Raw genomic sequence first — 25,865 nt, 5'->3', positions numbered from 1 at the left:
CTACCTCCCGAGTGCCGCCTCCATGACCTTCTGGGCCACGGGAGCGGCCAGGCCGTTGCCGCTGACCTCCGACCGCGCCGCGTCCGACTGTTCCACGACCACCGCGACGGCGACCTCCTTGTCCCCGGACTTCGCATACGACGTGAACCAGGCGTACGGCGTCTTGCTGTTGTTCTCGCCGTGCTGGGCCGTGCCCGTCTTGCCGCCCACCGTGGCGCCGGGGATCTGGGCGTTCGTGCCCGTGCCCTTCTCGACGACCGTCCGCATCGCCGACTGGAGCTGCTCGGCCGTGTCGGAGCTGACGATCTCCTTGCTCCCGGCGTTGTCGTCGTAGTTCTCCAGTGGGTTTCCGCCGCCGTCGGTGATCTGGGACACCATGTGCGGCGAGACCAGCTTGCCGCCGTTGGCTATGGCGGCCGACACCATGGCCATCTGCAACGGGGTCGCGGTGACGTCGAACTGGCCGATGCCGGACAGCGCGGTCTGCGCCTTGTCCATGTCCGTCGGATACACGCTCTCGTACGCCCGCACCGGCACGTCCTGCTCGTCGTCGTTGAAGCCGAACTTCTCGGCCATCGCCCGGACCTTGTCCTGGCCCAGGTCGACGGCCATCTTCCCGAAGACGTTGTTGCACGAGTACTGCAGGGCCACCCTGATCGAGGCGTTCTCACACGGGGCGGACGGGTTCTCGTTGGTCAGCCTGCTGCTCGACTGCGGCAGCGGGTACGGGTCCGGGCTGACCGTCTTGTCGTCCACCGACGAGACCAGGCCGTCCTCCAGCGCGGCCGCCGCGACGACCAGCTTGAACGTCGAACCCGGCGGCAGCGGCTGGCGCAGCGCGCGGTTCGTGAGCGGCTTGTCGGCGTCCTTGGTCAGCCGCTTCCAGGCGGCCGAGTCGCCCGTCGTGATCGTCGACGGGTCGTACGACGGGGTGGAGACGACCGCCAGGATCTTCCCGGTGGTGGGGTCGATCGCGACGGCGGCGCCCTTCTTGTCGCCGAGCGCGTCGTACGCCGCCTTCTGGACGTCCGGGTCGATCGTCGTGATCACATTGCCGGGCTCGGACCGCTTGTTGGTGACGGTGTCCAGCACGCTCTTCAGACGGTTGTCGGTGCCGTCGAGCAGGTCCTGGTAGACGCCTTCCAGCTGGGTGGCGCCGAACGCCTGTGAGCTGTACCCGGTGACGGCCGCGTACAGCGGGCCCTGCTTGTACGTCCGCTTGTACGCGAGGTCGCCGCTCTTCGTGCGCGCCGAGCCGGTGACCGCCTCGCCGCCCACGACGATGTTGCCGAGCGGCTCGCTGTACAGCGCGATCGCATTCCGCCGGTTGTCCTTGTCGTCCGCAAGGGCCTGGCCGTCGTAGAACTGCACCCAGGTCGCCCTGACCAGCAGAGCGAGCACGAGCAGCAGCGTGAAGACGGACGCCCGCCTGATCGTCTTGTTCATCCCACTCGGGACGACGATCGGGGCGGGGGCAATCGTTCCCTTGCGCCCCGTTTTCTCATCGCGCGTTCATGAAGCCCGCCTCGTAGGCGGCGATCACCGCCTGTGTGCGGTCCCGGGTGCCCGTCTTCGCCAGGACCGCCGCCACGTGCGACTTCACGGTGGCCGGACCGACGTCCATCCGCCGTGCGATCTCCGCGTTGGTCAGGCCCCGGGCCATCAGCCGCAGCACCTCGCTCTCGCGGCACGTGAGCCTCGCCACCCAGGGCGGCGGCGCGGGGTACGCGCGCGCGTGCTCGGCCGCGAGGCTGCGCACCGCCGACGGGAACAGCAGGGTGTCGGTGTGCGAGACCAGCCGTACGGCCTGCACGAGCGCCTCCGCCTCCGCCCGCTTCAGCAGGAAGCCCGCCGCCCCGGCGCGCAGGGCGTCGTACACGTACGAGTCGTTCTCGAAGGTGGTGACGACGACGATCCGGGGCGGGTCGGTGAGCGTGGCGAGGATCTGCTCGGTGGCCCGGATGCCGTCGATCTCGGGCATGCGGACGTCCATGAGGACGACGTCGGGCCGGCGGTCCCGCACGACCGTCACGGCCTCGGCACCGGTGGCCGCCTCGCCGACCACCTCCAGGTCCGGCTCGGCGGAGAGGATGGCGCGCAGGGCGGTGCGGACCATGCGTTCGTCGTCGGCGAGGACGATCCGGATCGTCATGCGGGTCCCTTCAGGGGCAGTCGTACGTGCAGCCGCCACGTCCCCCGGGCGGCGCCGGCCTGCGTCGTGCCGCCCAGCAGCCGCGCCCGGTCGGCGATGCCCCGCAGACCGTGGCCGCCACCGGGACGGCACTCGGGGGCGCGGGCGACGGGATTCTCGACCGTGATCTCCAGGTGCCCGTCGGCCACCGCGGTCCGCAGCTCCACGGTCACGCCGTCACCGGCGTGCTTGAGGGCGTTGCTCAGCCCCTCCTGCACGATGCGGTAGGCCTCGCGGGAGATGACGGGCGGCAGGGCGTCGGGGTCGGCGGTGAGCGTGGTCCGCACCCGCAGCCCGCTCGCGCGGGTGCGGCGCAGCAGCCCGTCGAGGTCGGCGGCGAGGGTGGGCGCCGGGGCCGTACCGGGAGCGTCGCCGTCCCTCAACACGCCCAGGACGGCGTCGAGTTCGCCGACCGTGCGCCGGGTGGTGTCCTCGATCGCGGCGAGGGCCTCGCGGACGAACTCCGGGTCGGTGTCCAGGACCCGGCGGGCCGCGCTCGCCTGAAGGGTGACGGCGCTGAGGGCATGGCCCACGGAGTCGTGCAGCTCGCGCGCGAGCCGGTTGCGCACGGCGAGGTCGGCGGCGCGTGCCTCGGCCGCCGCGAGGCGGTCCTCGGGCGTGGGCCCGAGCAACGCGGGCGCCCAACGGGCGAGGAGGGCACCGGAGCCGGCCGCGCAGCCCGCGAGCGCGAGCAGTGTCGCCACGCCGGCGACCGGCGCGAGCGCCAGCACCCAGGTCTGTTCGAGGGCTTCGGGCAGCTCGACGAACTCCGTACCGCCCAGCCGGACGATCAGCGGCAGCGCGGTGAGGAAGCCCGCGAACGGCGGCACCGCCAGCGACATCCCGGAGATGATCCCTCCGAACCCGAGATGCAGCGTGAACCAGGCCGCCGTACGCCCCTTCGCCCCCCGCGTCCGGGCGGGCCCGTAGGCGAGAAGGTCCCGGTCGACCCCGCACAGCCACCTGACCGCGCCGGCCTCCAGCGGCCGGGTCAGCGGGAACAGCACGGCGGTGACCGCGGCCAGGGGCAACCCGAGGGCGAAGGAGAGCAGTTGGAGGGAGAGGTCGTTGAAGACGTACCGGGAGTCGGTGGCGGGACCGACGACGAGCTGGCCGACGAAGACGTACGGCATGGCGAGCGCGCCGCCGATGATCAGATGGAGCCATCGGCGACGCGCCTGCCGGCCGAACAGGAACCGGAGATGTCGGGTCACGCCGGCCGCTTCAGGGCGGATCGCTCTGCCAGGAAGTAGGCGCCGACAGTGGCGACGAGGATGCCGACGATCATCTGGCCAGCGTAGGTCAGGCTCATCAGCGGTGTGGCCCGGTCGGCGATGTCGTCCACCTCGCCCAGCGAGGCCAGCGCCAGCCAGCCGCCCCAGCAGGTGACGGCACCGGAGCCGACCCAGGCCAGGCCGAGCGGCACCTTCACGGGCAGGGCCCGGCCGCGGCGGAAGGCGAGCATGCCGCCGCCCGTGACGGCGACGAGGAGGAAGGCGGCGTACACGGTCTCCAGGGCGTAGAAGTCGCCGGTCCGGTCCGTCGTCCGGCCGTCGCTCAGCCCCGCCGTCGCACCGCAGGCCCACAGCAGGTGCATGGTGAGCGGGAACAGCGCCAGAACGCCCGCGGCGACGGCGGTCACGCGCTGGGCCGCGCCGATGACACCGACGGGCAGCTCCCACACCGGCCCACGCCACAGGTGCCCCCAGCGGTCCCGGGCGTAGAGCGTGAACAGGGCTCCCAGGGCGATCCCCTGAGCGATGAACCCGCTGTAGACGACCGTGAACACCCACTCGTCCAGGAAGGCCTCACCGCCCGAGCCCGTCGTGGTACTGCCCCCGAAGGCGCGCACCACGAGTTGCAGCGGGAAGCCGGTCATGATCGGAGTGAGCAGCCCGGTGGCGACCCACACCGGAAACGCCAGCAGCCACGCGGGCACCCTCAGCCCCCAGGGCCTGGTCAGCACCAGCGCGAGCACGACCACGGCACTGTCCAGCAGCACGGAGAGGCTGTTGACGACCGCCATGGTGAGCCGGTGGTCCAGCAGCCCGCTGTCCTCGGGAATCCCGACGTGGCTCCCGGCGACCCAGGCGATCTTGAGCGAGAGATACGGCACGCAGGAGACGACGGCGACGGCGCGCAGGATCCGGCGGGATCGGCTGAGGGGCGCCGGGTCCATGACGGGGGCGGCGGGAGCGAGTGACTGCGTCATGCGTCCACGCTCCCGCGCGGGCCCCGGCGAGCACGTCCTGCGCGAAGACGATCCCTCTCCGCCGGACGGGGGAGAGGGACCGTTTCAGAGCCTGCGCGTCGCCAGCGTCAGCCGGTCCCGCGCGTCGAACAGGGCGTCCTTCACCATCTGTTCGTGGGCCGGGGTCAGGCGGGCCACCGGGACCGAGCAGCTGATCGCGTCGCGGGCCGGGGTGCGGTACGGGATCGCCACACCGAAGCAGCGCAGGCCCAGGGTGTTCTCCTCGCGGTCGACGGCGAAGCCCTGTTCCCGGACCTGGTGGAGCTCCTCGATCAGCTTCTCCCGGTCGGTGATCGTGTTCTCGGTCAGCGCGGGGAGCGTCTCCGGGAGCATCTTGCGGACCTGCTCGTCCGTGTACGTGCTCAGCAGCGCCTTGCCGAGGGAGGTCGAGTGCGCGGGCAGGCGGCGGCCGACCCGGGTGAAGGGGCGCAGGTAGTGCTGGGACTGGCGGGTGGCGAGGTAGACGACGTTGGTGCCGTCGAGGCGGGCCAGGTGGATGGTCTCGGTCGTGTCGTCCGAGAGGCGGTCCAGCGTCGGGCGGGCCGCCGCGACCACCTCGTCGCCGTCGATGTACGAGGTGCCCACCAGCAGCGCCCGCACCCCGATGCCGTACCGCGTGCCCGTCGCGTCCGTCTCCACCCAGCCCAGCTCGACGAGCGTGCGCAGCAACATGTAGAGGCTGGACTTGGGGTAGCCGACGGCCTCCTGGACCGACGCCAGGGAGTGCATGCCGGGGCGTCCGGCGAAGTATTCGAGCAGTTCAACCGTCCGTACCGCGGACTTGACCTGCGCCCCGCCGCCCGTCTCGCCAGCCGACATCGCCCTTGACCCCTTCGTTCGACGGGAAATAGTCTCCACAGCATATTCATCATCAGAGACAGCGTTCAGTATATCGAACGCGCCTGGTGAATGACCCCGTACTGCGGCATGACATGTGTGGAGGGACCCGCGGTGGCAGCAGCACCAGTCTGGAGTGTCGACCCCCGAACCGGGAAGCAGCGTGAACAGGTTGCGGTGGAGGCCACAGCCCAGGAGGTCGACGCCGCCGTCCGCGCCGCGCACGACGCACGCGGCTCCCTCTCCGACCGGACCGTCCGCGCGGCCTTCCTGCGCACCGCCGCCGACCGGCTCCAGACGGCCAAGGACCAGCTCGTCGAGGCGGCCGACGCGGAGACCGCGCTCGGCCCGGTCCGTCTCACCGGCGAACTCGCCCGTACCTGCTACCAGCTGAGGGCCTTCGCGGACATCGTCGACGAGGGCGCCTTCCTGGACGTCGTCATCAACCACCCCGACGACACCGCGACCCCGCCGATCCCGGACCTGCGCCGTTACAAGGTGCCCCTCGGCGTCGTCGCCGTCTACTCGGCCTCCAACTTCCCCTTCGCCTTCTCCGTCGCCGGCGGCGACACCGCGAGCGCGCTGGCCGCGGGCTGCCCGGTCGTCGTCAAGGCCCACCCCGACCACCCGGGCCTGTCCGAACTGGTCGCTCACGTGCTGCGTACGGCTGCCGCCGAGCACGGCATCCCGGCGGGCGTGGTCGGTCTCGTCCATGGCTTCGAGGCCGGTATCGAGCTGATCAAGCACCCGCTGGTCGCGGCGGCCGGGTTCACGGGCTCCGTACGAGGCGGTCGCGCCCTCTTCGACGCGGCGGCCGCGCGGCCGGTCCCGATCCCCTTCCACGGTGAGCTCGGCTCGCTGAACCCGGTGCTCGTCACGGAGGCCGCGGCCGCCGAGCGCGCGGAGGCCATCGGCGCCGGGCTCGCCGGGTCGATGACCCTGGGCGTCGGGCAGTTCTGTGTGAAGCCCGGCCTGGTGCTGGCGCCCAGCGGTGCCGCGGGCGACCAGCTGGTGAAGTCCCTCACCGACGCCGTCAGCAACGTCGAGGCGGGCGTCCTCCTTGACCACCGTATGCGCGACAACTTCGTCGCCGGAGTCGCCGAGCGGGTCGGACTCCCCGACGTGGAGTCGCCGGTGACGCCGGGCGCGGGCGGCGAGCACACCGTCAGCGCGGGCTTCCTGACGGTGGCCGCGGACAAGCTGGCGGCCGAGGGCGCGTACGACCTGCTGCTGGAGGAGTGCTTCGGTCCCGTCACGGTCGTGGTCCGTTACGAGGACGAGGACCAGGCGAAGACAGTGCTGTCCCGGCTGCCGGGCAACCTCACCGCGACCGTGCACGTGTCCACCGAGGAGGCCGCCGGTCAGGGCCGCGGGCCCGAACTGCTCGCGGAGCTGACCCCGTTGGCCGGGCGCGTGCTGGTCAACGGCTGGCCGACCGGTGTCGCCGTGGCTCCGGCCCAGCACCACGGAGGCCCGTACCCCGCCACCACCTCCACCTCCACGTCCGTCGGCGGTACGGCCATCGAGCGGTGGCTGCGTCCGGTGGTGTACCAGGGCGCCCCCGAGGCGCTGCTGCCCCCGGAGCTGAAGGACGACAACCCGCTCGGGCTGCCCCGCCGGTTCAACGGCACCCTGGAGGGCCGCGCCTAGAGTCCCGCGTCCCGGGCGAGCAGCGCCGCCTGGACCCGGTTCTCGCAGTCGAGCTTGGTCAGGATGCGGCTGACGTACGTCTTCACCGTGGCCTCGCTCATGTGCAGCCGGGCGCCCGCGTCCGCGTTGGACAGTCCCTCGCCCAGCAGGGCAACGACGTCGCGCTCCCGCTCGGTCAGGGCGGCGAGGCGGCGGCGGGCCTCCTCGCCGCGCACGGTGGCGGCGGGGGAGGCCAGGGTGTCCACGACGTGCCGGGTGGCGGCCGGGGAGAGGTAGGCGTTGCCGGCCGCCGCCGCGCGCACCGCGTGGATCAGCTCCTGCGGCGCGGAGTCCTTCAGCAGGAAGCCGGCGCCGCCGTGGCCGAGCGCCCGCAGGACGTTGTCGCGTTCGCCGAACGTGGTCAGGATCAGCACACGCACCTGCGGCGTGGCCCGCCCGATCTCGGCGAGCGCGGTCAGCCCGTCCATCACCGGCATCTGGATGTCCAGCAGGGCCACGTCGACCGCGGTGCTCCGGGCGGTCTCCACCGCTTCCCGGCCGTCCGCCGCCTCGGCGACGACGTCGATGTCGTCGGCCGAGGTGAGGATCATCCTGATGCCGGCCCTGATGAGCGGCTCGTCGTCGGCGACGAGGACCCGGATCACGCGGCCTCCTGCGCGGTGTGGGTGCGATGAACGGATGGCAAAGCCCCGCCATCATGCCCGATCCGCTCGCGTGTGCGACCCGGGCGCCGCCGGTCGTCCCGCGGAGCTGCCGGTCATTCCTCGCACGCGCCGGTCACAGCTCGTCCTTGTAGGACTCCTTCGCGACCAGCTTCCCGTCGCGGAAGCAGAACCGGTAGACGATGTCGTCGTCGATGTCCAGGTAGTGACGGCATGCCGCGCCCTCGGGCAGCGGCGGGCCCTTCTTCTCCTGGCCGTCGGTGAGCAGGGAACTGCCTTCCGGCAGTTTGGCCTTCACATCGGCCTCGGCGTCGCCGACCTTCGCGGACTTGTACACGTCCGCCGATATCGTGCCGCTCTCCACTTCGTCGAACAGCGCCGTCAGCCCCCATGCCCCGAGGGCGACGACGCCCAGTATGAGGACGACGGAGGTGACGACACAGCCGAGGGCGACCTTCTTCTTGCTGCTCATGATGGCGGCGAACTCCCCTTGCGGATCGGAACGGTCGATGACCGCTCCACCGTCGCCCGCAGCGTCCCCGTCGATCTGCCCCCGAAAGTCGTCGTCCACGGCGACGGAGGTCGCGCCGTCCGGACCGGGCCGCGGCTCGCCACCGCCGTAGGGCAGCACACCGGCGAGGCGGAAACCGCCGTCGGGCGTGGGGCCGGTGTGCACCATGCCGCCGACCAGCCGGGCCCGCTCCCGCAGACCCGCCAGGCCCTGGCCGCCGCTGACCGCGGGCGGCGCCGCCACCGCGCCGGCCGGTACGGGCCCGTTGGCCACCTCGACCACCAGGCTGTCCGGCTCGTAGCGCAGCGCCACGGTGATGGGGGCGCCCGGCGCGTGCTTGTGCGCGTTGGTCAGGCCCTCCTGGGCGATGCGGTACGCCGCGTGGTCGGCGGCCGGCGCGAGGGGCCGTACGGCGCCGGAGCGGTGCAGCTCCACCGCCGCGCCCGCCGCCCGTGAGGACTGGACGAGGTCGTCGACGGTGGACGCCACCCGGGCCGCCGGGGTCTCGGCATCGGCCGGGTCGGACCGCGCTCCGGTCGGGGCCTCGACGCCGTCGCGCAGGATGCCCACCGCCTCGCGGAGCTCCCGCATCGCCGTCCTGGACGCCTCCCGGAGGATGCCCACCCCTTCCCGCTGGCGCTCGCCCAGCTCCGGGTCCACCTCCAGCGCCCCGGCGTGCACCGAGATCAGGGCGAGCTGGTGGCCGAGGCTGTCGTGCATGTCCTGGGCGATTCGCTGTCGTTCCAGGAGCCGGGCCTGCCGGGCCACCATCGCCTGCTCGCGCACCAGTTGGGCGTTGTGCCGCCGCAGGGCGTCCAGCAGCGCGTGACGCTGGGCGCGGTAGCGGGAGGCGAGGCCCGGCACGACCGCCAGCGTCAGGAACGAGCCCGTGGTCAGCCCGGCCGTCATGAGCAGCGGCAGTCGGCCCTCCCCGTTGGGCGCGCTCTGGGCGGCGAAGACGATGTGGAGCAGGAGCCCGGCCGCGTACGCGGCCAGTGCGCGCCCGGCACGCATGATGCGGCTGCCCGCCGACCAGCTCGCGCAGATCAGCAGTGGTGTCGCGCCGACCAGTGCCCCGGCCATGGCCGACGAGACGAGCAGTACCGTCGCCGGCAACGAGCGGCGGGCCAGCCCCAGTACGGCGACGGCCAGGACCACGGCGCCGGTCCACGCGCCGAACACGGCCGCCCCGCCGAAGAGGACCGCCGACGCGAAGACGATGGCGAGTGCGGCCTCCCCGATGATCCGTTTCCGGGAGCAGGAGGAGTCGGCGGCGAGCCGGGCCAGGAACGGCCGGCCGGTGCGGGGTGTGTCTGCTGCGTCCACGCGCAAACTGTTGGCTGGGTCCACGCGCAGACCATAGACAGCCGCCCGCGGGCGCCCGCATCCACCCTTCGGCGCACTTCCGAACGACGAAAGTCGACACCCGGTCGCCGCCGGGCCTGTCATCTTTGGTCGCTGCGGATGTCGACTTACGAGGACTGTCCGGGCCGGCGTGCCCGGTGAGGATGAATCCGCCGGACGCGAGCGCCGGCAGCAGAGATCACCGGCACAGGGAGCGGGAACAGTGGACAGTGCGCGGCCGCAGAAGAACGAGCGTTTCACCATCAGGCAGAAGACGACCCTCATGATCAACCGGTACGTCGTGACCGAGACGCTGCCGGACGGCACGGACGGCAAGGTCGTCGCCTTCGCCGAGCAGAAGAGGATGGCGCTCAAGGAGCAGATGACCTTCTACACCGACGAGTCCAAGGACCGGGTCCTCTTCACCGCCAAGGCCCGCCAAGTCCTCGACGTCAGCGCCCTCTACGACGTACGGGACGCGATGGACAACCCCGTCGGCACGTTCCGCAAGAAGTTCGCCGCCTCCCTGGTGCGCTCGACGTGGGAGCTGGACCAGCCGGGCTCCGTCTCGGCCGTCGGACGTGAGCGCAACCCGGTCGTGGCCGTGCTGCGCCGGGTCTGGGAACTGCTGCCGCTCGACCTCGTGCCGTTCGTGTGGCCCTACCACTTCGACTTCACCAATGGCGACAAGCCGGTGATGAAAGTCGACAAGAAGATAGGGCTGCGCGACCGCTATCTGCTCGACGTGGCCTCGCCCGACCTGGACCTGCGCCTCGCCATCGCCCAGGCCGTGGCCCTGGACGCCCTCCAGTCCCGGTGACCGGGTGCCCGGCGCCGGCACCGCCTGGAAGAATCCCGGCATGGACGTGGAACTTCCCGAACTGCCTTTCCTGCTCCGCACCTATGGCCCCGACGGCCACTGGTCCTACGACGACGGCATCCTCTCCGGATGGGCCGGCCCCCGGCAGGACCGGTTCGTGCCGCCCACCGGGGAAGCCCTGGACCCCGCCTCCGACGCGCCGCGGCTCCTCGGCGCGCCCGAAGGCGACTTCCAGCTGATAGCCCGTGTCACCGTCGGGTTCGCCGCCGCCTTCGATGCCGGGGTGCTCTACGTCCATGTCGGGGAGCGGGCCTGGGCCAAGCTCTGTCTGGAGTACTCGCCGGATGTGCCGACCGTCTGCACGGTGGTCACCCGGGGCCACTCCGACGACGCCAACTCCTTCACGGTGGAAGGCAGTTCCGTGTGGCTCAGGGTCAGCCGCACCGGCCGGGCCTTCGCCTTCCACGCCTCCCGCGACGGCGAGCACTGGACCTTCGTGCGCCTCTTCACGCTGGGCGACGAGAAGGAGAGCGACGCCGCCCTCGTCGGGTTCATGACGCAGTCGCCGATGGGGGAGGGGTGTGTCGTGACGTACGACCACCTGGAGTTCAGGTCGAACTGGCCGAAGGACCTGCGAGACGGAAGCTGAGCAGGCAGGTCAGCGCGAGCAGGGCCGCGCTGATCCCCACGCTCAGCCGCATCCCCGCCACGAAACCGTCGGAGACCAGCGCCCCGAACACCGCGATGCCCAGCGCCCCCGCCATCTGCCGTGCGGCGTTGAGCACGCCGGCCGCCAGGCCCGCCCGTTCGGCGGGTACGGCGTCCATCATCGCCGCGGTCAGCGGCGGCACCGTCAGGGCGCAGCCCAGCGCCATGGGGACGAGGAGCAGGGCCACCACGACCGCGGGCGTGCCCGTGTCGACGTACAGCGTCACGAGCAGTCCGGCGACGGCCAGGCCCTGCCCCACCAGCATCGGCAGCCGCGCGCCGTAGCGGCCCGCGAGCTTGCCCGCCACCACGTTCGTCACCGCGATGAGGCCCGTCATCGGCAGGAACATCAGCCCCGCCTGCAGTGCGGAACGGCCCTGCACCTGCTGGAAGAAGAGCGAGAAGACGAACACCATGCTGTAGAAGGCCACGCTCACCGCGGCTCCGGCGGCGACCGTCACCGCGACGGTCCGGTTGCGGAAGAGGCCGAGCGGGACGACCGGGTGCGGGTGGCGCGACTCGACCCGGAGGAACGCGGCGACGGCCACGACGGCCACCGCCAGCGCCGCCCAGCCCGCCGTCCCGCCCTCGATCACCGCGAAGGTGAGGGCCGTGAGCGCCACCACCGCCGTCACCTGACCGGGCAGGTCCAGGGGCGCCGGACGGCGCTCCGAGCGGGGCGCCCGGACCAGCAGGGCGAGGATCAGCGCACCGATCGGGAGGTTGACGAAGAAGATCCCCCGCCACTCCCAGGCCGTGGTCAGCGCACCGCCCGCCACCGGACCCAGCGCCACCGCCACCGAACCGCCCGCCGCCCATACGGCCACCGCACGGGCCCGCCGCGCCGGATCGGCGTAGGCCTGCCGCACGAGCGCCAGCGAGGCCGGCAGCACCACGGCCGCCGCCACGCCCTGCACCACCCGCGCGCCGATCAGCGCGGGCAGGTTCGGAGCCAGGCCGCAGGCCGCCGAGGCGAGCGTGAAGACGGTGGTGCCGAGCGCGTACGCGCGGCTCGCCCCCGCCCGGTCCGAGAAGGCCCCGGTGGACAGCATCAGCGCGGCGAAGGCCAGGGTGTAGGCGTCCACCACCCACTGCAAGCCGGACATTCCGCTGCCGAGCGAGGAACCGATCGCGGGCAGGGCCACGTTCACCACGGACGCGTCGAGGCAGACCAGCGCGAAACCGAGGAGACCGGCGGTCAGGGTCAGGGCGGAGGAGGTCTTCTTGGGCTTGCCGCGCTCCAACCCCTCATGGGGGTACGCGAGTTGGGTGTCGCTGTGCGTCTCGTTCTTCGGCATGCCTCCATGCTGCGGATCTCCGCCGTCGTACAGTAGTGGCCGGAATGCCATGCACCCGGAGGTTCTGGCCATGCCCCAGCCGTGCACCCCGCACCGCATCGCCGTCGTCGCGCCCTCACCCGTGTCGATGTTCAACCTGGCCATCCCGGAGATGCTGTTCGGCAAGGTCGAGGTGGGCGGTCGGCCCGGCTACGAGGTGGTCGTCTGCGCGGCCGAGCCGGGGCCGGTGCCCACCAGCGGTGGGCTCGACCTGTACGTACGGCGCGGACTCGACGCCGTGCGGGAGGCGGACACCGTGCTCGTCGCGGGGACCGGGGAGCCCTTCGAGCCGGAGTCGCGGATCGTCACCGCCGTACGCGAGGCGGCCGCCGACGGCAAGCGGATCGCCTCCCTGTGCACGGGCGCCTTCCAGCTCGCCGAGGCCGGCCTGCTGCACGGACGCCGGGCCACGACGTACTGGGCGCACGCCGAGGAGCTGCGCCGCCGCTACCCGCACGTCGACCTGCGCGGCGATGTGCTGTACGTGCAGGACGGACCGTACGTGACCTCCTCCGGCTACGCCGCCGGCATCGACCTGTGCCTGCACATCATCCGCACCGACTACGGCGCCGCCGTCGCCAACGAGGTCGCCCGGCTCGCCCTGGTCGCGCCCGTACGGCCCGGCGGCCAGACCCAGTTCACGCAGACCCCGCTGCCGCCCGAGCGTGGCACGGCGTGCGCCGACACCCGCGGCTGGGCCATGCGCAACCTCGACAAGCCGCTCACCCTCACCGACCTGGCCCGCCATGCCGGCGTCAGCGTCCGCACCCTCACCCGCCGCTTCCACGCCGAGAGCGGGGTGAGCCCCCTGCAGTGGCTGCTCCACCAGCGCATCGAGCGCGCCAAGGAGCTGCTGGAGACCACCGCCCTGCCCATGGACCAGGTGGCCCGCGCCTGCGGGCTGGGCACGGCCGACTCGCTGCGCGGGCATCTGGTCCGGCGTACGGGGCTGACGCCCAGTGCCTATCGGGCGCAGTTCAGCCGGCTCGGAACCACCGCGGCGGCGGTCACGTCCTCCGTTGCATGATCAGCGAACGAACCAAACCGGGCAGAGTGATCCGCACCGCCGTGTCCGCCGAGGTGGAGTCCATCGCTGCGCTGCACGCACGGGCCCGGGCGACGTACTACCCGGACGGCGTCCCGGACGACGGCACCGACTGGCTCGCCGCCTGGCGGACCGCCGTCCAGCGGCCCGACGGGCATGTGCTGTGCGTCGTCGAGCAGGGCCGGATCATCGCCCTCGCGTCCTTCCGCACCCCGGAGGGCGCCCCCGCGGAGACGGTCAAGCTCTTCCAGTTCCACGTCGACCCCGACCACTGGCGCGCCGGCGTCGGTACGGCCCTGCACACGGCCTGTGCCGAGGAGTGGCGGGCGGACGGCAAGCGCACGGCCGTCCTTGACGTGCATGTCGACAACCGGCGCGCCCAGGCCTTCTACCGGCGCCAGGGCTGGGTCGCCGAGCCGGAGGACGGCAGTCACCACCTCGCCATGCGCCTGGATGTGCCCCGGGAATGAACCTCGCTGCTTGAACGTTCATACACTCACCGGAGGGAGTCTCCGTATTCCGCAATTCCGTATTCCGCACGACCTCACGACCTGGAGAGCCACAGACATGCGCGTCGAGATCTGGAGCGACATCGCCTGCCCCTGGTGCTACGTGGGCAAGGCCCGCTTCGAGAAGGCGCTCGACGCCTTCCCGCACCGCGACCAGGTCGAGGTGGTGCACCGCTCGTTCGAGCTGGACCCCGGGCGCGCCAAGGGCGACATCCAGCCCGTGATCACCATGCTCACCAAGAAGTACGGCATGAGCGCGGCGCAGGCCCAGGCCGGTGAGGAGAACCTCGGCGCGCAGGCGGCCGCCGAAGGCCTGGAGTACCGCACTCAGGGCCGCGACCACGGCAACACCTTCGACCTGCACCGCCTGCTGCACCTCGCCAAGGAGCACGGCAGGCAGGACGAGCTGATCCAGGCCTTCTACCGGGCGAACTTCGCCGAGGAGCGGTCCCTCTTCACCGAGGGCGACGAGCGGCTGGTCGAGCTGGCCGTCGAGGCCGGGCTCGACGCCGACGACGTCCGCAAGGTCCTCGCCGACCCGTCCGCCTACGCCGACGACGTCCGCGCCGACGAGCGCGAGGCCGCCCAGCTCGGCGCGACCGGCGTGCCGTTCTTCGTCCTCGACCGCAAGTACGGCGTCTCCGGCGCCCAGCCCGCCGAGGTCTTCGAGCAGGCGCTGACGCAGGCCTGGGGCGAGCGCTCGCCGCTGACGCTGATCGACGGCGGGGCTGCCGCCGCACCCGGTGACGCGGACGCGTGCGGCCCCGACGGGTGCGCGGTGCCGCAGCGCTGAGCCGCCGAGCGAACGCGCAGGTCGGGGCCGATCTATAAGCGCTCCTTAGCGAAACCACGTAAAGAATCGCAATGGACCAATAGGTCTTCAGGGCCCACAGTGGAGCCATGGAGACCTTCGAGAGCCTCGTCCGTGCCGAGTTCGCCCCGAAGAACGTCTATCTCAACACCGCGAGCAACGGCCTGCTGCCGGCCCGCACCGTGACCGCCCTGGACCGGGCCGTCCGGATGCGGGCCGAGGGCACGCCGCTGGGCCCGCTCTACGAGGACGTGGAGGCCGTGCGCTCCTCCTTCGCCCGGCTGGCCGGCGTCCCGGTCGAGCGGGTCGCGACCGGCGCCTCGGTCGCCGAGTACGGCGGGCTGATCGCCGCCTCGCTGCCCGCCGGGGCCGAAGTCCTCACCGCCGAGGCCGACTTCGCGTCCCTCGTGAACCCCTTCCACATGCGCGGCGACCTCAAGGTGCGCGCCGTCCCGCTGGAGCGCCTCGCCGAGTCGGTCCGCCCGGACACCGCCCTGGTCGCGGTCAGCGCCGCGCAGTCCGCAGACGGCCGGGTCGCCGACCTGCCCGCGGTGCGCGAGGCGGCCCGGACACACGGGGCGCGCACGTACGTCGACGCCTCCCAGTCGGCCGGGTGGCTGCCACTGGAGGCCGCTGAGGACGACTTCGTCGCCGCCGTCGGCTTCAAGTGGCTCATGGGGCCGCACGGTGCCGCATTCTGCGTCGTCCCCGAGGACTTCGGCGGGCTGGCGCCGCTGCTCGCCGGCTGGGTCGCCGGGGAGCTCCCCTGGGACAGCTGCTACGGCCCCGTCGAGGACCTCGCCCACTCCGCCCGCCGCTTCGACATCAGCCCCAGCCTCTTCACGTACGCCGGACTGCGCACCTCCCTGGAACTGATCGAGGAGCTGGGCGTGGCCGCGATCCAGGCCCACGACCTCGCCCTCGCCGACCGGTTCCGGGCGGGCCTCGCCGGCCTCGGCCGGGAACCGGTGCCCTCACCCGGCTCGGCCATCGTCTCCGTCCCCGGCCTCGGGCACCGCCAGCCCGAGCTGAGCGCGGCAGGCATCGAGGTGTCCAACCGCGCGGGCAACCTGCGCGCCGCCTTCCACCTCTACAACACCCCTGAGGATGTCGATCGGTTGCTGGACGTCCTGTCTTCCTGAACCACTGGCGCGGGCCTCGCGCGGACGCTAGGAAAGGCACCAAGGGGTGGTGGTGCCGGTGGAGTCCACGGACGACGCGTCCGTACAGCTGCCTGCCGACGCGGAGATACACCGGCGGCTGGTCTACGGCGACGAGTCCGCGCTGGCCGAGGTGTACGCGGCGTACGGCGGGCTGGTGCGGCGGGTCGCCGTGCGGGTCACCCGCTCCGCGGGCGCCGCAGAGGACGTGGCGCAGGAGGTCTTCGCCCAGCTGTGGAGCAGGCCGTACGCCTTCGAGCCGGGCCGTGGCTCGCTGCGCACCTGGCTGTCCCTGCTCGCCCACCGGCGGGCCGTGGACTGGGTCCGCGGCGAGGCCCGGCACCGCAAGGACGCCGGCGCCGACGACTCGGCGCTCCAGGCCATCCCCGACGCCGGACCCGGCCCCGACGAGACGGTCGTCGACCGGGAGCGCTCCCTCCTGCTGCACACCGCCCTCGCTGAACTCCCGCTGCCGCAACGGCAGGTCGTGCACCTCGCCTACTTCGCCGGCCGCACCTACCGGCAGGCCGCCGTCGAGCTGGGCATCCCCGAGGGCACGGCCAAGACCCGGCTGCGCACCGCCCTGCGCACGTTGGCGCAGTCCTTGGCCGACCCGCCGGACCCGGCGCTCGAAAGGGGCGCATGATGGCGAGAGGAGTACGGGCAGGGAACAGGCACGGGCCACGGCGAGGAGGTGCGCGACGCGATGACCGACGACCACGAGACGGTACGTGACCTACTGGCCGCCCGGGCCATCGGCGCCCTCGACCCGGCAGAGGAGAGGACGGTCCTGGCGCACCTGGCCGAGTGCGAGAGCTGCGCCGCGGAGGCGGAACGGCTTCGGGAGACGGCACGGCTGCTGGCGGGCCCGGCGCTGCCCGGCATCCCCGAGCGGCCGGCCACCGACGTGGTGTCCTTCGCGCTGCGCGAGCGACCCGCCGCACCGCGCGTCGCCGCGCACGCCGCCCCCTACGCCGCTGCCGTCGCCGGGCTCAAGGTGCTGCTGGCCGAGGTGGAGGGGTGCTGGGACACGCCGGTCGCGCACGACTGGGACGTGCATGCCACCGTGGCTCACCTTCTCGCCGCCGACGAGCACCTGGCCGGACGGCTGGGGATCGGCCCACGCGTGCCGTCCTCGCCCCGCGCGGAGGAGATGCCCTGGGAGGAGGCCTGGGAGCGCCGGACCGCCGATGTCATCGCCCATGAGCACGGCCGTACGCCGGCGGAGACCGTGGCCGAGTGGTCCGCGCAGGCCGGCGAGCTGCTCGGCACGCCCGAGGCGCGGGACGCCGAACCCGCCGGGCGGGCCGTGGAGTTGATGGGGCTGCGGCTGCCCGTCGCCGACCACTTCCTGGCGCGCGCGTTCGAGACGTGGATCCACACCGACGACATCGGGCGGGCCGTCGGCCTCGCCGTCCCGCCGCCGCGCCAGGAGCATCTGGGGCAGCTGATCCGCCTCGCCGTCCGCGTCCTCGGTCTCGCGCTCGGACCCACCGCGCCCCCGGTGCTGTTCTCGGTCACCGGGGGCGAGGAGTGGGTGCTGGGCTCCGGGGACGAGCCCGTCCGGGCCGAACTCACCCTCGACCCCGTCGACTTCTGCCTGCTGATCGGCGGACGGTGCACGCCGCAGGCGGTGCCGAGGGGCGAAACGGGCGACGCGGCCGCCGTACGGAACGTACTGGAGCGGGCCGCGTCGCTGTCGTGGCTGTGAGGTCACCTCACAGCCAGGTCACTTCACCGGCGTTAAGTCCCTCGCGCCAATGCTGCATTCTCCGGGGGACAACCCCCGGACCCCAGGCCGGGCTCGGCTTACCGGACGGGAGTGAAATCCCTTGCTCCGATGAACGTCGGCCGCCGTACGGGAGCCGCGAAGGGCTCGACGGCCGCGTTCTCCACGCTGTTGAACACGATGAACACGTTGCTGCGCGGGAACGGCGTGATGTTGTCCCCGGAGCCGTGCATGCAGTTGCAGTCGAACCAGGTCGCCGAACCGGCCTTGCCCGTGAAGAGCTTGATGCCGTACTCGCTCGCCATGGCGGTCAGCGCCTCGTCCGACGGCGTGCCCGCGTCCTGCATCTGGAGGGACTTCTTGTAGTTGTCCTCGGGCGTGGCGCCCGCACACCCGAGGAAGGTCTTGTGCGAGCCGGGCATGATCATGAGCCCGCCGTTGGTGTCGTAGTTCTCGGTCAGCGCGATCGAGACGGACACCGTCCGCATGTTCGGCAGACCGTCCTCGGCGTGCCAGGTCTCGAAGTCGGAGTGCCAGTAGAAGCCGCTCGCCCCGAAGCCCGGCTTGACGTTGATCCGCGACTGGTGGACGTACACGTCCGAGCCGAGGATCTGCCGCGCCCGCCCGACGACCCGCTCGTCGCGCACGAGCGAGGCGAACACCTTGCTGATCTTGTGCACTTCGAAGACGGACCGGACGTCCTTGGACTTCGGCTCGATGATCGAGCGCTCGTCCGCGCGGATCTCCGGGTCGGTGACGAGCCGCTCCAGCTCCTGCCGGTAGACGGCGACCTCGTCGTCGGTGATGAGCTGGTCGATGGCGAGGAAGCCGTCGCGCTCGTACGACTGGAGGTCCGTGGCCGTGATCGGGCCCGGCGTGTCGGGGGCGCCCCACACGACGGGGTCCTGACGCGGCGTCGACACCTCGGTGGCGCCGCGGCTGGGGTAGAGATCGGTGACGTGTGCGGTCATGGCAGTGGTCATGGGTTTCTCACACCTCCTCGGGCTCGGTGAGCAGCGGGTACACGCCGTTCTCGTCGTGGTCCTCCCGGCCGGTCACGGGCGGGTTGAAGACACAGATGCAGCGGAAGTCCTCCTTGATCCGCAGCGTGTGCCTCTCGTGCCCGTCCAGGAGGTACATGGTCCCGGGCGTGATCGCGTACGTCCGCCCGGTCTCGTGGTCGGTCAGCTCGGCCTCGCCCTCGACGCAGACGACGGCCTCGATGTGGTTGGCGTACCACATCGACGTCTCCGTACCCGCGTACAGGATCGTCTCGTGCAGGGAGAAGCCGACCTTCTCCTTGGCGAGGACGATGCGTTTGCTCTCCCAGGTGCCGGACGCCGATTTCACATGACGCTCGGTGCCTTCGATCTCCTTGAACGAACGGACGATCACGGTGCTGCGATGCCTCCTAGGTGGTGGTGTGCTCGGTCAGGTGCGGTGGCCGGTCAGGCCGTCTCGCGGGCGGCGCGGGCGAGGATGCTGAGCCCCTCGTCGAGCTCCTCCGGGGTGATGGTGAGGGCGGGGAGCAGCTTGACGACCTCGCTCTCCGGGCCGGACGTCTCGACGAGCAGCCCGAGCTCGAAGGCGCGCCGGGCGATGCGCCCGGCCCGCTCCTTGTCGTGGAACTCCATGCCCCACACCAGCCCGCGGCCCCGGTACTCCTTCACGTCGGCCAGGTTCTCCTCGCAGATGGCGATCAGCCCCTGCTCGACCTGCTCGCCGCGTGCCCGGGTCTGCTTCTCCATCGCGGAGCCGTCGGCCCAGTACATCTCCAGGGCGGCGGTCGCGGTGACGAAGGCGGGGTTGTTGCCGCGGAAGGTGCCGTTGTGCTCGCCCGGCTCCCAGATGTCCAGCTCGGGCTTGAACAGGCACAGAGACATGGGCAGTCCGTAGCCGCTGATGGACTTGGACACGGTGACGATGTCGGGGGTGATGCCCGACTCCTCGAAGGAGAAGAAGGCCCCCGTCCGCCCGCAGCCCATCTGGATGTCGTCGACGATCAGCAGCATGTCCTGCCGCTCGCACAGCTCGGCGAGCGCGCGCAGCCACTCGGGACGCGCGACGTTGATGCCGCCCTCGCCCTGCACGGTCTCGACGATCACGGCGGCGGGCTTGTTGAGTCCGGAGCCCTGGTCCTCCAGGAGCCGCTCGAACCACAGGAAGTCCGGGACCGTGCCGTCGAAGTAGTTGTCGAACGGCATGGGCGTGCCGTGCACCAGCGGGATCCCGGCGCCGGCCCGCTTGAAGGCGTTGCCGGTGACGGCGAGGGAGCCGAGGGACATCCCGTGGAAGGCGTTGGTGAACGAGACGATGGCCTCGCGTCCCTTCACCTTGCGGGCCAGCTTCAGCGCCGACTCGACGGCGTTCGTACCCGTCGGCCCCGGGAACATGACCTTGTACGGCAGGTCGCGCGGACGCAGCACCAGGTCCTGGAAGGTCTGCAGGAAGGCACGCTTGGCGCTGGTGGACATGTCGAGCCCGTGCGTGACGCCGTCCCGCTCCAGGTAGTCGATCAACGCCCGTTTCAGGACCGGGTTGTTGTGCCCGTAGTTCAGCGAGCCGGCCCCGGCGAAGAAGTCCAGATACTCGTGGCCGTCCTCGTCGTACATGCGGCTGCCTCGCGCACGGTCGAAGACGGTGGGCCAGCCGCGGCAGTAGCTGCGCACCTCGGACTCCAGGGTCTCGAAGACGCTGAGGTCGGGCTGGGTGATGGTCACGACGAATCGCTCCTCGTTGCGTGGGGGGAGTCGGGGGAGTCAGTGGGGGAGGTCACTGGGAGAGGGGACCGATGCGGTACAGGACTTCGGGGTCGTGGGGCCCGTCCGGGAACACGCTCGTGGGGAACAGCACCTCGCGCTCCAGGGCGGCGCCGTGCCGCTCGGCGAAGGAGCTGAACAGCCGCTCGGAGGCGGTGTTGCCGGGCGTGATGGTGGTCTCGACGCTCGTGACGCCGTACGCCCCGCCGACCCGCGCGACGAGCCCGTCGAGCAGCGCGGCGGCGATGCCGCGCCCGCGGTGGGCGTCGTCCACGGCCACCTGCCAGACGAGCAGGGTGCTCGGGCGGTCGGGCCGTACGTACCCGGTGACGAAGCCGACCGGCTCCCCGCGCTCGTCACGCGCGACGGCCGACGTGCCGGCGAAGTCGCGGCACCACAGCAGATAGCTGTACGACGAGTTCAGGTCGAGGGCCTTGGAGTCTCTGGCAATCCGCCACAGCGCGGCCCCGTCGGCCACCGCCGGACGGTCGATTTGCAGGTCTGCTTGTGCGGCAGTCATGCGAATTGAATTTACCGAGGGAAATTTGAAATTGCATGGCCGTGAGGGGTTACGCGTGAGGTCGGGATGTGTTATCGCGCGGGCGTGAGACCCTGATCGAGATGGCTGACTTTTGCTCCACTCTGTCCGGTTAATACCGCACAAAACGGGCGCGATGTGGAACGCGTCACAGCCATGTAACTCTCACGAGACCTGCCCGAATTACTCCGGTTGGCGTTCGCGGAATCTTTGCGTTTAGGTTCGTGGAAAGCGGGCAGAAGACTAGGGGAAGCTACCCTCTAAAAGAATTCCGGAATTACGCTGAATTCAGGCGCCGGTAACACCGTCGATACGTTCTCGCAGAATGTCGGCGTGGCCGTTGTGCCGTGCGTACTCCTCGATCATGTGCAGGAACACCCAGCGCAGACTGACCTCGACCCCGGCCATCGGCCCGTCGGTGATCCGTCCCACGCTCTCCAGCGAGCGCCCGGCACACACCTCCCGCCCCCGCGCGATCTCCCTCCGCCACACGACGAGCGCCTCATCGAGGCCGCGCTCCGGGTCGAGGGCGTATCCGGTCTCCTCCTCGTACACCGGCGGCATGTCGAGCCCCCCGGCCACCCGCTGGAACCAGTTCCGCTCGACCTCGGCGAGGTGCTGCACGAGCCCGAGCAGTGTGAGCGCGGACGGCTCCGCCGAGGCCAGTCGCGCCTGCGTGTCGTCCAGACCCGCGCACTTCAGGGCCAGGGTGGCCCGGTGGAACTCGAGCCAGCTCTCCAGCATGGGGAGCTCGTCGCCGGTCAGGAGGGGGATGGGGCGGCCGTCGGGGAGGGTCCGGGGTGTGTTGGTGGTCATGCGGGGAGCGTGACACGGGGGCCTGGCGGCGGGGTGGTTTTCAGCGGCGGGCGAAGCGCGCGGCTTCCTTGCGCGACTTGTTGACGTCGTGTCTACCCAGTGGTTCAGTGGCTCAGTCACTGATCCACTGACGGGATGGGGGCCGGGATGGGCGTACTGCCGCGTGAGAGCACCGTCGACGTACTGGAGAAGCGGCTGCGGGAGGACATTCTCGCCGGGCGGCATCCGGCCGGGAGCTATCTGCCGCCCGAACGTGACCTCGCCGACGAGTTCGGAGTCAACCGCACCACGCTGAAGCACGCCTTCGGCCGGCTCGTGCAGGCGGGGTTGCTGGAGACACGGCACGGAGTGGGCACCCGTGTCCGGGACTTCCTGCGCCTGGGCGGGGCGGACCTCCTGCCGATGCTCGTGCGGCACAGCCCCGACTGGATCGGCGAGATCTTCGAAGTGCGCCGCAGCATCGGAGCGTTGATTGCCGAACGTGCCGCCGCCCGCGCCACGCCGGCCCAGGTCGCCGAACTGCGTTCCCTGATCGCCGCCGTCAGGGACGCCGACGGCGGCGAGGACGTGCAGCTCGCGGACGCCGAAGTGCACCGCGCGCTCGCCCGGGCCACCGGAAACCGGGTGTACGTCCTGCTGACCAACACCCTGTTCAACGCCTACCTTCCGGTGCGCGCGGCCCTGGTCGACCCCTTCCTGGACGCCCACGCCGCTCACGACCGTCTCGCACCGGTCGTCGACGCCGTGGCCGCCGGTGACCAGGACGCGGCACGCGTCACCGCGGGCGCCTACCTGTCGGCGACGGAACGCATCATGCTCGAGGGGCTGGCACGCGCGGGCCGACGCCGGGACGGTGCTCGGTGACCTCACGTGGGACGGTGTTCCAGGAGGCGATGCTCGGCCGCGCGCGTCTGTCCGACGAGGATCGCGAGCGCCCCGTACGACTGGACCTCGTGGTCCGCGCCGGCACCGTGCTGCTGCCCCACCGCACGACGCGGGCGCGCGTGACGGGGCGGGTGCGGATAGCGGGGCGGGCGGACGATGCCGAAGCCCAGGGCGAGTTGGAGATCTCGCCCCTGGCCCGCCGCAGGATCCGGTACCGGATCTCGTTCGCCATGGAGGGCCGGCGTCTGGTGCTCGACGGCTGGAAGTCCGTCTCGCCCGCACGTCCCCTCGCGTCGATGACCGTTCTGCCGTACACCCTCTACGAGGACGGTGAACGCGTCGGCGAGGGCACACTGCGCTTCCCCCTCGCCACCGGCCTGTTGCCCTTCCTCACGAGCTTCCGCTTCCCGCGTACGGCGGACTCCGCGTCCGACCTTGACCCGGCCCCGCGCTGGGACGGAGAACCCGGGCGCACGGAGGTCTGGTACACGACCCTGACCGACCCCGCCACCGGCACCGGCGTCTGGCTGCACCACGAAGTCGTCGCGCCCACCGACGGCTCCGCCGCCCACGCCCACGGCTGGGTCGCCGTCTTCCCCGCGGACGGCCCCGTCGAGCACGCACGCTTCGGCCCCGTATCGTGGACGCCCCAGCAGCAGGGTTACGCCGCCGAGGGCATCCATGCCCGGTCCGGCCAACTCTCCGGATCCGCCGGGCCGTTCACCTGGTCGCTCACCGAGACGCCGCGGAGCGGGCCGCTGTACACCTTCCCCCGCTGGTCCTGGCGCCGCCCCTTGCTGCCGGCCGCCCACATGCTGCCGGCCGCCCGTTGCCTCTACAGCGGCACGGTCCGATACGGCGACAGCGAGCTGAGGCTGCACGGCGCCCCCGGAGCGAGCGCCCGCATCTACGGGCACGGCAACGCACGGCGCTGGGCCTGGCTCCACGCGGACCTCGGCGGCGGGGACGTCCTGGAGATCGTCGCCGCGGTGTCCATGCGACGCGGACTCGACCGACTGCCGCCCCTGGTGTTCCTACGGCTCCTGCGCGACGGACGTCCCTGGCCCCGGCGCGCCGAGCGCACGGCCGTCGGCTGGGCGGGACTCGGCCGGTTCCGGGCGGACATCGGCCTGCCCGAGTGGCGCGTGGCCGGCCGCGTGGGCAGGCGCCGTATCCGCGTGACGGTGAACCAGCCGCCGGAGCGGACCCTGGCGCTCGCCTACACCGACCCCGACGGTTCCCCCGCGGTCTGCCGCAACAGCGAGACCGCGGACGCGGTGGTCCGCCTGGAGCGCTGGTGGGGACGGTGGCGGCAGGAGGCCACCTGGCGGCTGCCCGGCACCGCCCACGCGGAGGTCGGCGACCGATGACTCCCTCGACCGCCCCCGCACTCACGGCACTTGCCGCGGCGCTGATCGCGGACGACGGCACGGCCGAGTGGACCCGGGCCGTGCCCCGGCGCGTCGAGACACTGCTCGCCGCCATGCCGGCTCCGGCCCGCACGGCGATACGCGGCGCGACCACGGCGATCAACGCCTACGCCCTGGCCCGCACGGGCCGACGACTGCCCGCGCTCAGCTCCACGGAACGCGAGCATGTCATGGCGTCCCTCGCCTCCCACCGGGTGCTGCTGCCGCTCCTGGACGCGGTCAAGGTGCCCGTGCTGCTGGCGGCCGGCACCGAACGCACCCTGTACCACCGCCGCCCGGCGCCCTCCGCACCCGGCCCCGACGATCCACCGCTCGACTGCACCCCGTCCCGGGACTGGCCGGCGCGCTCCACGGCCGACGCGGTCGTCGTCGGATCCGGCGCGGGCGGCGCCATGGCCGCCCGGACCCTGGCCCGCGCGGGCCTGCGCGTCGTCATCGTCGAGGAGGGCGACCACCACACCACCGCGTCCTTCGCCCGGAGAACCCCGCTCGACCGCTTCACCGACCTCTACCGGGACGGCGGCGCCACCATCGCCGTCGGCAACCCTCCGCTCGTCCTGCCCGTCGGCCGCGCCGTCGGCGGCACCACCGTCGTCAACTCCGGAACCTGCTACCGCACCCCGGACCACGTCCTCACACGCTGGCGGGGCCGCTACGGATTCGCCGTCGCCGAGGGCTTCGACGCCCACCTCGACGAGGTGGAACGCACCCTGCGCGTCGCCCGGCAACCGCTGGACGTCATCGGCGACAACGGACTCCTCGCCCTGGCCGGCGCGGCGGAACTCGGCTGGACCGCCGCACCCCTGCGCCGCAACGCCCCCGGCTGCAAGGGCTCCTGCCAGTGCGTCGTCGGCTGCCCCACCGGCGCCAAGCAGAGCGTCCAGCTGTCGGTGCTCCCCGAAGCGTGCGCGGCGGGCTGCCGCATCGTGACGGGCGCCCGCGTCCTGCGGATCCTCACCGACCGCGACCGGCCGGGCGGGCCGCGCGCCGCCGGGGTGGTGGTGGCCCGCCCCGACGGCAGCGAACTGGAGATCCTCAGCCCGCTGGTCGTGGCCGCCGCCGGCGCCCTGCAGACTCCGCCCCTGCTGCGCCGCTCGGGCCTCGGCGGACACCCCCGGCTCGGCCGGAACCTCAGCGTGCACCCCGCGATCAGCGTCGCGGGCCGCTTCAGCAGCCCGGTCACCGGCCGGCAGGGGGTCCTGCAGAGCGTCGGCGTGGAGGAACTGCACACCGACGGCATCCTCATCGAAGCCACCGCCGCACCCCCGGGTATGAGCTCGTTCGTGCTGCCCGGCGTCGGCCGCGAACTGCGCCGGGAGGTGGAGGGAGCGGAACGGCTGGCGACACTCGGCGCCATGATCGCCGATCGCCCCTCCGGCCGCGTCCTCGGCAAGGACCGCACGCTGCTCCGCTACGACCTGGCACCACGGGACGCCCGCCGCCTGCTGCGGGCCCAACGTGCCATGGGCCGCCTGCTGTTCGCAGCCGGAGCGGAGGAGGTCCTGACCGGCGTACCGCACGCACCGCGCGCTCGTACCCCGGACCAACTGGAGGCACTGCTCGACAAGGTGACGGAACGTCACCTGCACGTGTCCGCGTTTCACCCCACGGGGACGGCGGCCGCAGGGGCCGACCCCGAGCGTTCGCCGGCCGACCCGGAAGGGCGCCTGCGCGGCGTCCACGGCGTACTGATCGCCGACGGATCCGTACTGCCGAGCTGCCCGGAGGTGAATCCGCAGCTGAGCATCATGGCTGCGGCGCTGGGCGTCGCCGAGCGCTCAGTGACGGACAGCGGGTAGGTCGCCGAACCCGCGGCCCCGGAGGGCGGGCAGCAGAGCGAGCAGGGCGGGACGGCTCAGCCGGTGGTCGCGG

Annotated in this window: 25 protein-coding genes; 12 read left to right on the top strand and 13 right to left on the bottom strand. The window is 72.0% G+C overall.

The annotated features are described in order from the left end of the window. From ACIBU0_RS22625 to ACIBU0_RS22605, 5 genes are all read right to left on the bottom strand, one after another. Complete coding sequence (locus tag ACIBU0_RS22625; RefSeq protein WP_398821074.1) at positions 1 to 1,446, bottom strand: peptidoglycan D,D-transpeptidase FtsI family protein; 1,446 nt, start codon at positions 1,444 to 1,446, stop codon at positions 1 to 3. A 55-nt stretch (positions 1,447 to 1,501) separates the two neighbouring features. Beyond that, positions 1,502 to 2,152 carry a response regulator gene (locus ACIBU0_RS22620; protein ID WP_398821072.1) on the bottom strand — a complete coding sequence of 217 codons (651 nt, stop codon included), beginning with the start codon at positions 2,150 to 2,152 and terminating at the stop codon, positions 1,502 to 1,504. Continuing rightward, complete coding sequence (locus ACIBU0_RS22615) at positions 2,149 to 3,405, bottom strand: sensor histidine kinase (protein ID WP_398821070.1); 1,257 nt, start codon at positions 3,403 to 3,405, stop codon at positions 2,149 to 2,151. Before ACIBU0_RS22615 ends, ACIBU0_RS22620 begins: the two co-directional genes overlap by 4 nt. Beyond that, on the bottom strand, positions 3,402 to 4,403 hold the full coding sequence (locus ACIBU0_RS22610; RefSeq protein ID WP_398821068.1) for a hypothetical protein: 1,002 nt from the start codon (positions 4,401 to 4,403) through the stop codon (positions 3,402 to 3,404). The genes ACIBU0_RS22615 and ACIBU0_RS22610 overlap by 4 nt, the downstream gene beginning before the upstream one ends. An 84-nt stretch (positions 4,404 to 4,487) precedes the next feature. Beyond that, the gene (locus ACIBU0_RS22605; RefSeq protein WP_004002235.1) at positions 4,488 to 5,261 is read right to left on the bottom strand and encodes an IclR family transcriptional regulator; all 774 of its coding nucleotides are present in this window, start codon (positions 5,259 to 5,261) and stop codon (positions 4,488 to 4,490) included. Positions 5,262 to 5,393: 132 nt separating this feature from the next. On the opposite strand from ACIBU0_RS22605, the gene ACIBU0_RS22600 reads away from it, so the two are divergent. Further along, entirely contained in the window at positions 5,394 to 6,929 is a 1,536-nt protein-coding gene (locus ACIBU0_RS22600; protein ID WP_398821066.1) for an aldehyde dehydrogenase (NADP(+)), read from the top strand. On the opposite strand, the gene ACIBU0_RS22595 is transcribed toward ACIBU0_RS22600, so the two are convergent. Together ACIBU0_RS22595 and ACIBU0_RS22590 are read right to left on the bottom strand one after the other, a co-directional pair. After that, on the bottom strand, positions 6,926 to 7,573 hold the full coding sequence (locus ACIBU0_RS22595; protein ID WP_398821064.1) for a response regulator: 648 nt from the start codon (positions 7,571 to 7,573) through the stop codon (positions 6,926 to 6,928). The genes ACIBU0_RS22600 and ACIBU0_RS22595 overlap by 4 nt on opposite strands. Before the next feature lie 133 nt (positions 7,574 to 7,706). Continuing rightward, positions 7,707 to 9,428, bottom strand: coding sequence for a sensor histidine kinase (locus ACIBU0_RS22590; protein WP_398821061.1), 1,722 nt, complete (start codon positions 9,426 to 9,428; stop codon positions 7,707 to 7,709). A gap of 241 nt (positions 9,429 to 9,669) precedes the next feature. On the opposite strand from ACIBU0_RS22590, the gene ACIBU0_RS22585 reads away from it, so the two are divergent. Then, positions 9,670 to 10,266 carry a hypothetical protein gene (locus ACIBU0_RS22585; RefSeq protein WP_398821059.1) on the top strand — a complete coding sequence of 199 codons (597 nt, stop codon included), beginning with the start codon at positions 9,670 to 9,672 and terminating at the stop codon, positions 10,264 to 10,266. Between the two features lie 40 nt (positions 10,267 to 10,306). After that, complete coding sequence (locus ACIBU0_RS22580; protein ID WP_398821057.1) at positions 10,307 to 10,915, top strand: DUF1349 domain-containing protein; 609 nt, start codon at positions 10,307 to 10,309, stop codon at positions 10,913 to 10,915. Here the strand turns inward: ACIBU0_RS22580 and ACIBU0_RS22575 are convergent. Next, positions 10,875 to 12,272 carry an MFS transporter gene (locus tag ACIBU0_RS22575; RefSeq protein WP_398821055.1) on the bottom strand — a complete coding sequence of 466 codons (1,398 nt, stop codon included), beginning with the start codon at positions 12,270 to 12,272 and terminating at the stop codon, positions 10,875 to 10,877. The two genes, ACIBU0_RS22580 and ACIBU0_RS22575, sit on opposite strands and share 41 nt — an antisense overlap. Positions 12,273 to 12,342: 70 nt before the next feature. Between ACIBU0_RS22575 and ACIBU0_RS22570 the strand changes: the two genes are divergently transcribed. The 6 genes from ACIBU0_RS22570 (at position 12,343) to ACIBU0_RS22545 (ending at position 17,547) form a co-directional block, all read left to right on the top strand. After that, on the top strand, positions 12,343 to 13,338 hold the full coding sequence (locus ACIBU0_RS22570) for a GlxA family transcriptional regulator (protein ID WP_398821053.1): 996 nt from the start codon (positions 12,343 to 12,345) through the stop codon (positions 13,336 to 13,338). Continuing rightward, complete coding sequence (locus ACIBU0_RS22565) at positions 13,335 to 13,826, top strand: GNAT family N-acetyltransferase (RefSeq protein ID WP_398821051.1); 492 nt, start codon at positions 13,335 to 13,337, stop codon at positions 13,824 to 13,826. Before ACIBU0_RS22570 ends, ACIBU0_RS22565 begins: the two co-directional genes overlap by 4 nt. 97 nt (positions 13,827 to 13,923) lie before the next feature. Continuing rightward, complete coding sequence (locus tag ACIBU0_RS22560) at positions 13,924 to 14,658, top strand: DsbA family oxidoreductase (protein WP_398821049.1); 735 nt, start codon at positions 13,924 to 13,926, stop codon at positions 14,656 to 14,658. A gap of 107 nt (positions 14,659 to 14,765) precedes the next feature. Next, positions 14,766 to 15,818: an aminotransferase class V-fold PLP-dependent enzyme gene (locus ACIBU0_RS22555; RefSeq protein ID WP_398821047.1), complete on the top strand. Its 1,053-nt coding sequence runs from the start codon at positions 14,766 to 14,768 to the stop codon at positions 15,816 to 15,818. Positions 15,819 to 15,864: 46 nt separating this feature from the next. Then, positions 15,865 to 16,482 carry an RNA polymerase sigma factor gene (locus ACIBU0_RS22550; protein ID WP_398821045.1) on the top strand — a complete coding sequence of 206 codons (618 nt, stop codon included), beginning with the start codon at positions 15,865 to 15,867 and terminating at the stop codon, positions 16,480 to 16,482. A 60-nt stretch (positions 16,483 to 16,542) separates the two neighbouring features. Continuing rightward, the gene (locus tag ACIBU0_RS22545; RefSeq protein ID WP_398821043.1) at positions 16,543 to 17,547 is read left to right on the top strand and encodes a maleylpyruvate isomerase family mycothiol-dependent enzyme; all 1,005 of its coding nucleotides are present in this window, start codon (positions 16,543 to 16,545) and stop codon (positions 17,545 to 17,547) included. A 98-nt stretch (positions 17,548 to 17,645) separates the two neighbouring features. On the opposite strand, the gene thpD is transcribed toward ACIBU0_RS22545, so the two are convergent. From thpD to ACIBU0_RS22520, 5 genes are all read right to left on the bottom strand, one after another. Then, positions 17,646 to 18,548 (bottom strand): ectoine hydroxylase, encoded by a 903-nt coding sequence (thpD, locus tag ACIBU0_RS22540; protein ID WP_398821041.1) that lies wholly within the window; start codon positions 18,546 to 18,548, stop codon positions 17,646 to 17,648. A gap of 7 nt (positions 18,549 to 18,555) precedes the next feature. Next, the gene (locus ACIBU0_RS22535) at positions 18,556 to 18,960 is read right to left on the bottom strand and encodes an ectoine synthase (RefSeq protein WP_398821039.1); all 405 of its coding nucleotides are present in this window, start codon (positions 18,958 to 18,960) and stop codon (positions 18,556 to 18,558) included. A 53-nt stretch (positions 18,961 to 19,013) separates the two neighbouring features. After that, on the bottom strand, positions 19,014 to 20,285 hold the full coding sequence (gene ectB, locus ACIBU0_RS22530; RefSeq protein ID WP_398821037.1) for a diaminobutyrate--2-oxoglutarate transaminase: 1,272 nt from the start codon (positions 20,283 to 20,285) through the stop codon (positions 19,014 to 19,016). Between the two features lie 52 nt (positions 20,286 to 20,337). Beyond that, entirely contained in the window at positions 20,338 to 20,844 is a 507-nt protein-coding gene (gene ectA / locus ACIBU0_RS22525) for a diaminobutyrate acetyltransferase (RefSeq protein WP_398821035.1), read from the bottom strand. A gap of 306 nt (positions 20,845 to 21,150) precedes the next feature. Further along, on the bottom strand, positions 21,151 to 21,678 hold the full coding sequence (locus ACIBU0_RS22520) for a DinB family protein (RefSeq protein ID WP_398821033.1): 528 nt from the start codon (positions 21,676 to 21,678) through the stop codon (positions 21,151 to 21,153). Between the two features lie 135 nt (positions 21,679 to 21,813). On the opposite strand from ACIBU0_RS22520, the gene ACIBU0_RS22515 reads away from it, so the two are divergent. The 3 genes from ACIBU0_RS22515 to ACIBU0_RS22505 are packed head-to-tail and all read left to right on the top strand — an operon-like array spanning position 21,814 to position 25,792. After that, the gene (locus ACIBU0_RS22515) at positions 21,814 to 22,542 is read left to right on the top strand and encodes a FadR/GntR family transcriptional regulator (protein WP_398821031.1); all 729 of its coding nucleotides are present in this window, start codon (positions 21,814 to 21,816) and stop codon (positions 22,540 to 22,542) included. Beyond that, positions 22,539 to 23,933 (top strand): hypothetical protein, encoded by a 1,395-nt coding sequence (locus ACIBU0_RS22510; RefSeq protein WP_398821029.1) that lies wholly within the window; start codon positions 22,539 to 22,541, stop codon positions 23,931 to 23,933. The genes ACIBU0_RS22515 and ACIBU0_RS22510 overlap by 4 nt, the downstream gene beginning before the upstream one ends. After that, on the top strand, positions 23,930 to 25,792 hold the full coding sequence (locus tag ACIBU0_RS22505; protein ID WP_398821027.1) for a GMC family oxidoreductase N-terminal domain-containing protein: 1,863 nt from the start codon (positions 23,930 to 23,932) through the stop codon (positions 25,790 to 25,792). The genes ACIBU0_RS22510 and ACIBU0_RS22505 overlap by 4 nt, the downstream gene beginning before the upstream one ends. The last annotated feature ends 73 nt before the right edge of the window (positions 25,793 to 25,865 follow it).

The sequence above is a fragment of the Streptomyces sp. NPDC049627 genome, from assembly GCF_044465645.1.
Lineage (GTDB): Bacteria > Actinomycetota > Actinomycetes > Streptomycetales > Streptomycetaceae > Streptomyces.
This window is presented reverse-complemented; position numbering and strand designations above follow the sequence as displayed.